The organism is Streptomyces sp. 8L, from assembly GCF_020176795.1.
Classification (GTDB): Bacteria; Actinomycetota; Actinomycetes; order Streptomycetales; family Streptomycetaceae; genus Streptomyces.
This window is the reverse complement of the sequence record NZ_JAIUKE010000143.1, coordinates 15806-28455: the sequence shown is the minus strand read 5'-3', so window position 1 is coordinate 28455 and position 12650 is coordinate 15806. Positions and strand designations below refer to the sequence as shown.

The 12650-nt window shown below is 74.2% G+C and carries 8 protein-coding genes; 1 reads left to right on the top strand and 7 read right to left on the bottom strand.

All coding sequences use genetic code 11. From position 1 onward, the window contains the following. The first annotated feature begins 581 nt into the window (after window positions 1–581). Window positions 582–1115 carry a DUF1990 family protein gene (locus tag LCE31_RS14095; RefSeq protein WP_225014578.1) on the top strand — a complete coding sequence of 178 codons (534 nt, stop codon included), beginning with the start codon at window positions 582–584 and terminating at the stop codon, window positions 1113–1115. Between the two features lie 166 nt (window positions 1116–1281). On the opposite strand, the gene efeB is transcribed toward LCE31_RS14095, so the two are convergent. From efeB to glgC, 7 genes are all read right to left on the bottom strand, one after another. Further along, entirely contained in the window at window positions 1282–2538 is a 1257-nt protein-coding gene (gene efeB, locus LCE31_RS14090) for an iron uptake transporter deferrochelatase/peroxidase subunit (RefSeq protein WP_225014581.1), read from the bottom strand. Window positions 2539–2720: 182 nt separating this feature from the next. Next, window positions 2721–4004, bottom strand: a complete 1284-nt coding sequence (locus tag LCE31_RS14085; protein ID WP_225014577.1) for an EfeM/EfeO family lipoprotein — start codon at window positions 4002–4004, stop codon at window positions 2721–2723. Window positions 4005–4334: 330 nt separating this feature from the next. Next, complete coding sequence (locus tag LCE31_RS14080) at window positions 4335–4508, bottom strand: hypothetical protein (RefSeq protein ID WP_225014576.1); 174 nt, start codon at window positions 4506–4508, stop codon at window positions 4335–4337. A 224-nt stretch (window positions 4509–4732) separates the two neighbouring features. Continuing rightward, window positions 4733–6361: an SDR family NAD(P)-dependent oxidoreductase gene (locus LCE31_RS14075; RefSeq protein WP_225014575.1), complete on the bottom strand. Its 1629-nt coding sequence runs from the start codon at window positions 6359–6361 to the stop codon at window positions 4733–4735. Window positions 6362–6891: 530 nt separating this feature from the next. Beyond that, complete coding sequence (locus tag LCE31_RS14070) at window positions 6892–7584, bottom strand: GNAT family N-acetyltransferase (RefSeq protein WP_225014574.1); 693 nt, start codon at window positions 7582–7584, stop codon at window positions 6892–6894. Between the two features lie 274 nt (window positions 7585–7858). Then, window positions 7859–11038, bottom strand: coding sequence for a discoidin domain-containing protein (locus LCE31_RS14065; RefSeq protein WP_225014573.1), 3180 nt, complete (start codon window positions 11036–11038; stop codon window positions 7859–7861). A gap of 392 nt (window positions 11039–11430) precedes the next feature. After that, window positions 11431–12648: a glucose-1-phosphate adenylyltransferase gene (glgC, locus tag LCE31_RS14060; RefSeq protein WP_225014572.1), complete on the bottom strand. Its 1218-nt coding sequence runs from the start codon at window positions 12646–12648 to the stop codon at window positions 11431–11433. Window positions 12649–12650 lie beyond the last annotated feature (2 nt).

Here is a 12650-nt window from a genome sequence, read left to right as displayed (position 1 = left end):
GGGCCGCGCGCCGCCGCGGACTGGAAGAAGAGCTGCCGGGCGTCGGCGGCCTCCTGGGCGCCCGCCCCTCCGCCGCAGCCCGTGGTGAACAGAACTCCCGCGGACAGCGCGGCGAGTGCCGCGGCCCGGCGTCGGATGGGTGAGCGCACCAGGGTTCTCCCGCCTGTTCCTGCCGTTTGTCCTTCTACGTCTGCCAGCTTTGTCGTTCTATGCCTGCCAGCTTTGTCCTTATATATCTGCCCGCTCATGATCGAACCCGCAAGCGGGCCGTCCCGCGACCGGGTCCCCTTCCGAGGGCCCCTTGCCCGGCTTCCCGGCCTTGGCATAGGCTCGACGCGGAGTTGAACACGTTCAAAAAAACATCGGAACCATGAACCGATGGCATGTCGTCACAGGTCAGGCCCGAGTGTTCCGGCCAGGGAGGCCGTTGCGGCCCGCTCCCCGCGGCCCGCGGCATCCGGCGCGGGTCCTCGTCGCGATCCGAGGCGCCCGCGCTACGCCGCCGGTGGCGCACCGGCACGGCGCCCCGAGGCCGCGGCGACACCGCGGAGGGCGCCGCCGGGCGAGAGAGGCGATGCGGCATGAGTACACCCGAAGTGACCCGCACAGCCGGGTCCTTCACCTATCCGCAGGTGGGCGCGACCCGGCTCGGGCCGCTGCCGGAGGGCTACCACCACCTGCACCACCGCACGGTGATCGGCCGGGGCAGGGCGGTCTTCGACGCCGCGGGGACGGCGGTGACCACCTGGCGCATGCACCGGGCCACCGGCGCCCGGGTGCGCGCCGACTCGGCCTGGGCGAGGCCGGGCGCCACGGTCGAACTCTCCCTGGGCCGGGGGCCCGTGCGGGTCGCGGGGCGCTGCGAGGTGGTCTGGACGGCGTACGAGCGAAACCGCACGGGCTTCGGTTACGGCACCCTGACGGGGCATCCGGAGAGGGGCGAGGAGTCCTTCGTGGTCGACCTGCGCGACGACGGCTCCGTGTGGTTCACCGTCATGGCCTTCAGCCGCCACGGCCGCTGGTACACGCGCGCCGGCGGCCCCTTCGTACGGCTGCTCCAGCGGGGGTACGCGCGGCGGCTCGGCCGCACGCTCCGGCGGCTCGCCACCGCCTGACGCCGCGTACCTGGAGTGGCTCGGCGTACGGGGCGGCCCGGCGTAGCGGACAGCGGCCCGGCGTACGGAGGCGGTCCGGCGTACCGGGGAGTGGCTCGGCCTGGGAGGGCGGTCCGGCGTACCGGGAGCGGGTCCTCGTCGGGTGCCCGCTCCCCCGCCCGCGGGGTCAGGCCAGCAGGGTCCGGCCGAGCCAGTCCTCGGCGTCCCGCACACCGGGCAGCGCGTAGAAGTACCCGCCGCCGTAGGGCTTGATGTAGTCCACCAGCGGCTCGCCCGCCAGGCGCTTCTGCACGGCGGCGAACTGGCGGTCGATGTCCTGCTGGTAGCAGCAGAAGATCAGCCCGGTGTCCAGGTCGCCGTTGTCGCGCACGCCCCGGTCGTAGTTGTAGCCGCGCCGGATCATCCGGCTGTCCGCCGTCGCCGTCGTACGGGGGTTCGCCAGCCGGATGTGCGAGTCGAGCGGGATGATGTTGCCCTGCGGGTCCTTGGCGAACTGCGGCTGGTCCATCTCCGCGCGGCCGTCGAGGGGCGCCCCGGTGTCCCTGGCGCGGCCCATCATCCGCTCCTGCTCTCGGATCGAGACCCGGTCCCAGAACTCGACCAGCATGCGGATGACGCGGACCACCTGGTAGCTGCCGCCCGCCGTCCAGTCCGGCTCGCCCGCGTTCTTCCCCACCCACACCAGCTGGTCCATCATGCGCCGGTCGGTGGCGGACGGGTTGGCCGTGCCGTCCTTGAAGCCCAGCAGGTTGCGGGGTGTGCCGGACGGCCTGGGCGGCGACACGAACCCCTCAAGACGCCAGCGGATCTGGAGGGCGCCCCGGGTGTGGCGGGCGATGTCGCGCAGCGCGTGGGTGACGGTGTCGGGGTGGTCGGCGCACAGCTGGAGCATCAGGTCGCCGTGGCACCAGGCGGGGTCGAGGTCGTCGTCCGGGAAGGTGTCCATCGGGCGCAGCCTGCGGGGCTTTCGCCCGGCGAGCCCGAAGCGGCCGTCGAAGAGGGTGGAGCCCACGCCGAGCGTGCCGGTCAGCCCGTCGGCGGGCACCACGGGCCCGAGGACGCCGGAGTCCGGGAGCGGCGCGGAGATGCCGAGCGGGTCGGGCACGCCGCCCCTGGTGAGGAAGCGCAGCCGCTCGGTCACGGTCTTGAACAGGTCGGCCAGTTCGGCGCGGTCGCGCGCGGTGACGTCGAAGGACGTGAAGACGGCGCTGCGCTGGAGCGGGGTGAGGATGCCGGCCTGGTGGGCGCCGTGGAAGGCGACGACCCGGTCGCCGTCGGCCGGTCCCGCGTCCGCGCTCGGGCTCGCGCCGCCGCCGGCCGCCCATGCCACGGTGCCGGTGCCGCCCGCCGAGAGGGCGGCACCCGCCGCTCCCGCCGCGACGGCACGGTGCAGGAAGGACCGCCTGCCCACGCCGTGGCCCATCGGGCAGCCGTCCGCGTCCGCCGGATGCGGGGCCGCCCCGGCGTCCCCGGCCGGGCCGTGGCCGGTCGCGGGACGCTCCGCGCCGGACCTGCGGTCGTGGCCGGTCGTGGGGTCGTGGCCGGTCATCGCGTCGCCTTCCTGTGCCGTGCCGTGGGTGCCGTCGTCCGAGGTCCGCCGCGCGGTCATGAGGTCCTCCGGATGTCGAAGATGACCGCGACCGGGGCGAGTTGCTCGGCGAGGTCGCCGAAGTCCGCGTTCACTCTCTCCCGCTGGGCCCGTGACAGCGTGTCCGGCGCTCTCCAGTCACCGCTCTTTCGGGTCGCGTCCAGGTCGTCGCCCGCGGTCTTGAGGGCGGCTTCGAGCTGGGGCAGCCGCGCGTCCCTCGGGGCGAGCAACGGGTGCAGGACGTCGAGGAGTTCCACGGTCCCGTCCAGGCCCGCGCGCGCGGTGGCGAGCGAGGTGCCGCTGCCGAAGTCGGAGCGGCCCGTCAGGTCGAGCTGGATGCTGTCCTCGGTGATCTCGTGCGCCCGCAGTCCGGTGTCCAGCGGGTCCATCCGGGTGCCGGCCCACTGGTCGCTGAGGTCCTTCAGGTCCTTGGCGAGCTGGTCGGTGGGTGCCTTCAGGCTCGTGGCCGACTCGCCGTGCCACAGGCCGTACTCGACCCGGTGGAAGCCGCTGAAGTCCTTGTCGTGCACGCCGCCGGGCAGGCCCGCGTCGGTCCCGTCGACCGCGCCGCCGAGGTCGCCGAAGGCGCCGTAGGCACCGCCGAGCCGCGTGTACGCGAGGTGGGCGGGCAGCCAGGCCTTGCGGGCGGCGCCGAGGTCGCCGGCGTCGACGGCCGACTGGAGCGTGTGGACCTTGGAGATGACGCCCTTGAAGCCCCGCGCCACCCACTTCTGGTAGGTGAGGGTCGGCGGGATCACGTCGTGCTGGTTCACGGGCCTGACCGCGGGGCCGCCCTTCGCGGGTCCCGTGGCGACCTTGACGACGGGGCCGTTCACCGCGTCGGTGTCCTCCACCAGGCAGCGGAACGTGTAGCTGCCGCGCCCCAGTTGGACCTGGATGGGGCGGGTCGTGCCGGGTCCGAGGCCGTCGATCTCGCCGAGCAGCGCGCCCGAGGAGTCCGTGAGGTAGACCTCGGCCGCGTCGGTGGCGACGTTGTGCACGTCGAAGACCTGGAGGCCCGCCTTCGGGTCGGTCCAGCCCTTGCCGCACTGGTCGGACGACGAGGACGCCTCCACGGCCGTGTGGTGCAGGCCGTCGGCGGGGCCGGCGGACGCGGCGGCGGGCTCCGCGCCCCCCGAGGTCAGGGCGACGGCGAGGCCGCCGCCCGCGGCGGCCACCACCACGCAGGCGGCGAGCAGTACCCACCCCCGGCGAACCCGCCGTACGGGTCTTCCGTCAGGGGCCGGCTCGTCCGGCGCGGCCGGGGACGAGGCATCCTGGATGTTGTTGCGTATCGGCACGGAACCGGATGTTAGTTCCACGAACCGCCGGCGCCGGGGATCATTCGGTGAAGTTCCGCCAAAGTTCGAGTGTCCTGACGTCCCGTGACGCCGGGGCCCCGGCGCTCCGGGCCCGGGGCGGCGCCCCGACCGGACGCGGTGGCGGCGCGGCCGATGCCCGCCACGGACGTGGGGCGCGGCGAACACCGCGATCCCCGGAAAGCCGCCCGCCCGGCGCCCGCCACGGTCCTGGGGGCGCGCACCCGGCGCCGGGCGCCGCTCGTTCGCACGCGCGGCGCCCGGCGTCCGTATGAGCGCGAAGGGCGGAAAGGGCGCCCGAGGGCGGTGCCGTCAGTCGACGCCCGGGAGGATGTGCGGCTCGGCGAGGTCGTCCTCGTATCCGGCGAGACGGATGGGCGCTGACCTGGCCCACACCTCCAGGCTGCTGACCGTCTCCGGCTTGCGCGTGCGCCGCTCGGGGCCTTCCGGCGGAACGTCTTCCGCTTGCGTCTTCTCTGGTGTCACCGCGAGACTCCTCCGTGTCGCGTACCTCTGGGGCAGGGGCAGTTCCGTCGCGGTGGCGCCGTTACTCGGAACGGGAGCGCGGCCGGGTGCATGGCCTGTCCCAGCGGGCGGCTCGGGGGATGGATGATCCCCGGTTCGCCGTCCGACCACACCAGATTAACCAGATGAGCGCCTTCGCGCTCCGCGGAGCTCACTTTCGGGGGACGTTTTCGGTCAGTCGGCCCCTACCAGTTGGCGCGGGAGTAGTCCTTGAGGAAGCAGCCGTACAGATCTTCGCCCTGCTCGCCGCGGACGATCGGGTCGTAGACACGCGCGGCGCCGTCCACGAGGTCGAGCGGAGCGTGGAAGCCCTCCTCGGCGAGGCGGACCTTGTCCGGGTGCGGCCGCTCGTCCGTGATCCAGCCGGTGTCGACGGCCGTCATCAGGATGCGGTCGCTCTCGAACATCTCCTGCGCGCTCGTGCGGGTGAGCATGTTGAGCGCGGCCTTCGCCATGTTGGTGTGGGGGTGGCCCGCGCCCTTGTAACCGCGCGAGAAGACGCCTTCCATCGCGGAGACGTTGACGACGTACGCACGGCCCGCGGCCCGCGCCATGGCCGTACGCAGCCGGCTGATCAGGATGAACGGCGCAGTGGAGTTGCACAGTTGGACTTCGAGCAGCTCGACGGGGTCCACGTCGGACACGGTCTGCACCCAGCTGTTGGAGTCGTGCAGGTCGGGGACGAGGCCGCCGGCGTCGATCGCGGTGCCGGCCTCGATCCGCGCGAGCGTCGCGGACCCGCCGACGAGCGCGAGCCCCGTCACGTCGGCGGCGGTGAGCGACTCGCGCCCCGACGGCAGGGCGGCCTGGGCACCGCTGCCGAACGCGCCGATGACCTCGGCGGCCGGGAGCTCACCCGCGGGCAGCGGCGCGGACTCCGCGGAGACCAGCTCGCTGTACGCGCCGGGCGAGCGGCGCACGGTCTGCGCGGCGTTGTTGATCAGGATGTCGAGCGGGCCTTCGGCGGCGACGGAGTCGGCCAGCGCCACGACCTGGGCGGGGTCGCGGAGGTCGATGCCGACGATCTTGAGCCGGTGGAGCCAGTCGGCGCTGTCCTCCATCGCTTTGAAGCGGCGGATCGCGTCGTTGGGGAAGCGGGTCGTGATCGTGGTGTGCGCGCCGTCGCGCAGCAGCCGCAGCGCGATGTACATGCCGATCTTGGCCCGGCCGCCGGTGAGCAGCGCGCGCTTGCCCGTCAGGTCGGTGCGGGCGTCGCGGCGGGCCCTGTTCTCGGCCGCGCACGCCTGGCAGAGCTGGTGGTAGAAGGCGTCCACCTCGGTGTAGCGCGTCTTGCAGATGTAGCAGGAGCGCGGGCGCTTGAGGACGCCCGCGATGGTGCCGGCCGTGGAGGACGACGGCAGCAGGCCCTGCGTCTCGTCGTCGATGCGCTCGGCGGAGCCGGTGGCGGTGGCCTCGGTGACCGCCTTGTCGTGGGCGGTCTTGGCGGCGCGGCGCTCCTGGCGCCTGCGGTGCTTCACGGTGCGGTAGACACCCGCGGTGGCCCTGCGGACGGCGACCGCGTCGGGGTGGTCGACCTCCAGCGTGTCCAGTTCGGCGAGTACGGCGAGACACACGGCGAGCCGCTCGGCGCCGATACCGGGGCCGAACTCCGGGGCAGCGCCGCCTTCCGGCCCGTCTTCGGCACCGGTTTCGGCGCCGTCTTCCGGGGCGACGGGACCGGCGGCGCCCTGCTGGGCCGGGACGTGGGCGTCGGCGGACGCGGCGGTGGACGGAGTCCGTTCGCCCGGTGGCACGGTTTCCGCCTCGGGCACGGTGCTGTCGCCGTACGCGGAGGTGTCCTGGGTCACCGTCATCGTCGCTGCCGTTCCTCGCTCAACTGGTGCTCACTGATGCTCGCCGGTTCCGCAAGAGTCTTTATTGCGGTCATTTATCCGGTATTGCGACTATCGCCGCAGGTCAGGAGCATACCGACGGGCCGCACCCCGGCAAAATCCGATGCGGCCCCCTCGCGACCCGGTTAACGCGCCCGCCGGGACCGCCGACGGCGCCCCGGGGCCCGGCCGGCGGGACCGCGCCCGGCACGACGACGGGGATCGCGCGAGCCGAGGTCTTACGGGAACCCCCGCCAGCCCTTCGCCGCAGCCGGGGGGCCGCGCCCGGAGCCGGCCGCGCAGACCCTTCCGGAAGCCGCCGCACCACATTTCCCGGAAGCAGCCGCCCTCGCACGCCCCCCCGGCAGAAGGCCCCGGAGGGCCGGGCGCCCGCTGTGCGGCCCGTACGCGCCGCTCGACGGGCCGGCGGCTCCCGTACGCGCCGCTCGACGCGCCCGACGGCTTTCGTACGCGATCCACGCGTTCCTGTCCGCCGCCGTACGGTTTCGCCCTCAGGCCCCGGGAACGCGCACCCCGGTGAAGTTGATCTTCCGGCGCAGCTCGAAGCCGAGCGACTCGTAGAGCCGCACCGCGCCCGTGTTGGAGGCCGCGGCGTGCAGGAACGGCCGCTCGCCGCGGGCCTGGATCTCAGCCGCCAGCGCCCTGATCAGCCGGCCCGCCAGGCCCTGGCCGCGGTGGCCGGAATCGGTGCAGACCGCGCTGATCTCCGTCCAGCCCGGCGGGCGCATGCGCTCTCCCGCCATGCACACGAGCCGGCCGTCCCTGCGGATGCCGAGGTACGTCCCCATCTCCCCCGTACGCGGCAGGAAGGGTCCTGGGCGGGTGCGCTCCACCAGGTCCAGCATCTCGGGCACGTCGTCGGAGCCGAGCCGTACGGCCTCCGCGTCGGCCTCGCCGCGCACGCCTGAGCCGTCCATCTGCACGCCCTCCGCGTGGAAGACGATGTCCCAGTCGGCGGGCGGCACCACGTCGGACCTGGCGACCGAGAACGTCCCGCCCGCGCCGACGAAGGCGGCGACGGCGTCCCAGCTCCAGCTCTCCGGCTCGTCGGGCAGGGCCAGCCAGGGCGACACGTCGACGGGGTAGCGCAGCAGCTCCCCCTGGCGCTCGGCGAAGTGCGCGTGGGGCCCGGTCAGCGCGGCCCTGGCCGGGTTGTCGAGCGGGTGGACCGCTGCCGTGGTCAATGTGTCTCCTCGACTCGTCGAGGACGGTGCCCCTCGCACCGCCCGCCCTCTGGTCAAGGTCCGCGGCGTGGGGGGGGGGGGGGGGGGCCCGCCGGGGGGGGGGGCGGCGGGGCCGGCGGCGCCGGGGGGGGGGGGGGGCGGGCCGCCGCGGGGGGGGGGGCCGGCGCGGCCCCCCCCCCCGCCCCCGCCCCCCCCCCCCCGCGGCGGCCCCGCCCCCCCCCGGGGGGCCCCCCCCCCCCCCCCCCCCCGGGCCGGTGGCGGGCGGCCTGCCGCCTCAGGAGGTGCGCACGGACAGCGTGACCAGGCGCGCGTCGTGCGGGCGGCGGTCCCTGACGGTCAGTGCGATGTAGCGCGCGGTGCCCTTCGCCCGCAGGGAGCCCTCGCGCCCGCGCACCGGCAGGCGGCCGACCGTGGTGTAGGTCACACCGTCCGTGCTGTACGCGAGCCCGGCCGCGGGCACCCGGCCGCCGGTCCACACGGCACCCACCTCGGCGACGGGCAGCGCGGCTCCGAGGTCGACGACCATCCGGCCGTCGGTGCCCGGGTCCCAGGACGTACGGGCGTCGCCGTCGACCGCCGCCGCCGGGTCGGACATCCCCTTCGGCAGCGGCGACGTGGGGAAGGTCGGGCGGCCGAGGGCCGCGTCCGCGAGCGGATACGGTGTCACGCCCCGCAGGGAGATCCGCCGTGTCCTGCCGCGCGGCAGGGTGACCCGTACAGCGGGACCGCCCGGCGCCGCGACGAGGAGGCGGCAGGCGGGACCCGAGAGTTCCACCGTGGCCGCGTCGACGACCTTCGCCCGCAGGCCCGCGGGGACCCGGCCCCCGGTGGCGCCGCGCAGCGTGACGCGGGCGGGTACGACGGCCGCGCTCGCCGCCGCGATCCGCACGTCGTGGTCCACGCCGGTGGCGGTGACGGCCGCGGTGCCCGCGAACAGGGTGACCTCGCGGGTGTCCTGCGGGACGGACACGACCGTGTCCACCTGCCCGTCCGACAGGTTGAACACGCTGAGGTGGCCGCCCGCCACGGAGGCGGTGACGGCGGCGTCGGCGACGCTCGGCGCGGGACGGCCGGCCGCCGCGCGGACCGCGGCGGGGTCCCCGTCGACCACGCCCTCCACGACGACCGCCTCGGCGGGCCCGTCGGAGAGCACCAGCGTGTCGCCGTACACCGCGAGCGGGTTGGTGGCGCCGCGTACGACGAGGCCGGCCCGGCCGTCGACCGAGAGCCAGCCGCCGGTGCTGGTCGTGTCGGCGTGCGGGTACGTGGCCAGGTCCTTCCAGGTGGTGCCGTCGGCGGAACCCTGGACGCGGTACGCGCGGCCCGCGGCGGTCTCCCAGCTGAGCGTGGCGCGGTCGATCTCGTGCGCGGCGCCCAGATCGACGGCGAGCCAGCTGTCGCCCTTCGCGCGGTCCGCGACGGCGACCGCCCAGCGGGTCGCCGGGTCGCCGTCGACGGCGAGCGCCGCGCCCTTGCCGGTGTCGGAGGACGAGGCGGTGGCGGTGGCGCCCCGCGCGAGGTCGGAGCCCGACGCGCCGTCGCGCACCTCGAAGGCGTACAGCGAATAGCCGTACGGGGACTGTCCCGTGACCCCCTGCATGCGGACGTACCGGCAGGTCGCGGCCGGGAAGGTGAGGGTGTCGGTGCGCGGCCCCGAGGCGGTGCCCGAGGTGCCGCCCGCGTCGGCCGCCTTGACGGTGGTGCTGCCCTCGGCCGTCGTGTAGGTACGGCTGCCGTCGAGGCCCGCGATGCCGGGCATGGTCAGGTTGAAGACTTCGAGGTGTCCTTCGCCGGCCGCCGTGCCGGTGGTGGCGTAGACGACCTCGCCGCCCGGCAGGGTGGTGAATCCGGCACGTCCCGAGGCGAAGGAGAGCACGGTGGCCGTGGCGTCCAGGCCGTCCCGTACGTCGGTGTACGTGGCGACCGAGCGGCCGGTGACCGTGGTCGAGGACGCCGGCAGGAACATCGGCGTGGCGCCGCTGAGCGTGAACAGCCAGTCGTCGTGCCCGGGTTGCCAGGCGAACTTCACGAAGCCCGGCTTGCTCACCGCCGCGGCCCACGCCTTCGGTGACTGGTGCGCGACCAGGCCGGGGCCGGTGCCGAAGTCCCGTACGCCGCTGGCCAGGGCGAACATCTCCCGTTCCGTGAGCGCGCGGACGGCGCTGCCCTGCTTGGCGCGCCACTCGTGCAGCAGATAGCTGATCGCGACCTCGGCGCGGGCCTCGGGCTCGTACTTCGGCTCGCCGGAGAACTTGGTGATCCTGTTGACCGGCGGGTACGCCTGGTACGCCGTCAGCCGCTCGGCGAGCGCGGCCTCCGCGCGGGCGGCGGCCCGGTCGCCGAGCACCTGGGCGAGGAAGGCGACCGGGATGACGTCGCGGCCGTACAGGTGCTCGCGGTCGTTGACCATCGGCATCAGGGGTTCGCCCGCGTCACTCATCACCATGAGCAGGCTCTCCCACAGCTCGTCGCCGTTGGGCTGCGCGGTCAGCACCTCGGGCAGCGGCCGGTCCGCCGTGAGGAAGTGGATGGTGTTGCGGCCGGAGGTGCGCCACAGCTCGCACTGATAGTGCGGGCCGAAGGAGCCGTGGTTCTCCACGATGAAGGTGTCGTACAGGTTCTGCGCGGTGTTGTCGCTGACCGGGACGCCGTCGACCACGGCCGGGTTGGCGCGGTCGGCCGCGGGCAGGCCCGTCTCGTTCCTGCTCCAGCGGCCGTACGCGGTGTTCCAGGCGCCGTGGCGGGAGTCGTCGGACGCCCAGGCGAGGCCGGGCGCCAGGGACTGGGCGTAGACGCCCATCTCCTCCAGCTTGGTGTCCCCGACGAAGCCGCCGGTGAGCCCGTGCGGGGTCCAGCCGGCGGGGGCGGACAGCGGGTCGTCGCCGGTGCCGAGCGAGGTGGTGTACGCGGCCTGCTCGCGGACGAGGGTGTCGACGTTCTTCCTCGTCGCGTCGTCCAGCTGGTCCCACAGCAGCCGGGCGGCGAGGACGAAGTACAGCTGGAACGTGGTGTCGAAGAACAGGGTCTTGCCCCACTCGGTGCCGCCGGTCAGGCGGTTGGAGGCGGCGAAGTGGGTGAGGGTGGCGAGGGTGCGGGAGCGCAGGGTGTCCTCGTCGATGCCGGCCAGGTCGGCGTCGTAACCGCCGCGGGTCAGCAGGAGGGCGTGGCCGAGCACGACGGCGAAGCCGAAGTCGGTCGCGGTGTAGTGGCCCTTGGCGGCGTCCCACTGCGTCTCGGTCCACCGGGTGTGCGTCAGCAGGACCTTGTGGTAGACGGCCGCGATGTCGTCGGGCGCGGCGCCGGGGGCGGCGGAGGTGCCGGGGGTACGGGCGGACGCGGCGGCGGAGGCGGGGCCCGCGGTCGCCAGCGTGACCGGGGCGGCAGCCACCGCGGCTGCGAGTCCTGCCAGTTGGGCGAAGCGACGGCGGCTCAGCTCGGCCGGTTGACGGTGCACGCGGACGCGCCTCCAGACTCGGATGTGGACAACGTTGTCAAGGCCTGGCCATTCTTCGCACCGCGCTCCACGGGCGTCAAGGCCCGGGACAGCCGGGGACGCCGGACGCCCCGCTGGTACCGGCACGGGCCGGGGTCGGTTCCTGTCCGGTCCGGCAGATGCCCCGGCACGGGCCGGGATCGGCCCCTGTCCGGTCCGGCAGGCGCACGGCACGGGGCGGTCTCGGCCCCCGTACAGTCCGGCAGGCGCCCGGCACGGGCCGCTCCGTGGGCCGGCCGGGACGGCCTGCCGCGGAGAACGGCCGGGACGGTCCCGGCAGTCGGGCCCCGGCGGGAGAGTCAGGGCGCCACCGGGGCCCAGACCCCCGCACCGGTGGTCACTCGAACCCCGAGTCAGCCCACGACCTGTCCCTTGCCGAGCGCGATCACACCCTTCGCTGAGAGCGTGTAGAGCTCGGCATCGCGCTCCGCGTTGACACCGATGGCCGCGCCCGGCGGCACATCGACGTTCTTGTCAAGGATCGCGCCGCGCACCACGGCTCCGCGGCCCACCGTCACGTTGTCGTGCAGCACGGAGCCCTGGACGACCGCGCCCTCGGCCACCACCACTCCCGGCGAGAGGACAGAGCGGGTCACCTGGCCGCGGATCACACAGCCGGGGCCGACGACGGACTCGCTCGCGATCCCCCCGGCGGCGAAACGCGCGGGCGGCAGTTGGTGGGCGTTGGTGTACAGGGGCCAGCGGCGGTTGTCGAGGTTGAAGGCGGGCTGCGGCGAGACCAGGTCCATGTGCGCGTCGTAGTACGAGTCGAGGGTGCCCACGTCGCGCCAGTAGCCGTGTTCGCGCGGTGTCTCACCCGGTACGTGGTTGTCGTGGAAGTCGTAGACCTGGGCCGTCCCGCGCTCGGTCAGCATGGGCAGGATGGAGCCGCCCATGTCGTGTACCGAGTGCGGGTCTTCGGCGTCCTGCCGCAGGGCGTCGACCAGGACCTTCGTCGTGAAGATGTAGTTGCCCATGGAGGCGAAGACCTGGTCGGGGGCGTCCCGCAGACCTGGCGGGTCGGCCGGCTTCTCCAGGAAGCCCTCCACCTGCGTTCCGTCGGAGCCCGGGGTGATCACACCGAACGAGGACGCCCCGGCGCGCGGCACCCTGATGCCGGCCACGGTGACACCGGCGCCGCCCTCAATGTGCTGCGCCAGCATCTGCCGCGGGTCCATCCGGTAGACGTGGTCGGCGCCGAACACCGCGATGAAGTCGGGCCGTTCGTCGTGCACGAGGTTGAGGGACTGGAGGATGGCGTCCGCGCTGCCGAGGTACCAGCGCGGGCCCAGCCGCTGCTGCGCGGGCACCGGTGTGACGTAGTTGCCGAGCAGGCTCGACATCCGCCAGGTCGTGGAGACGTGCCGGTCCAGCGAGTGCGACTTGTACTGCGTGAGCACGCAGACGCGCAGGATGTCCGCGTTGACCAGGCTGGACAGGACGAAGTCCACCAGCCGGTACGTGCCTCCGAATGTCACCGCGGGCTTGGCCCGGTCCGCCGTGAGCGGCATCAGGCGTTTGCCCTCCCCGCCCGCCAGGACGATCCCGAGCACCGAAGGTCCACCGCGCATCC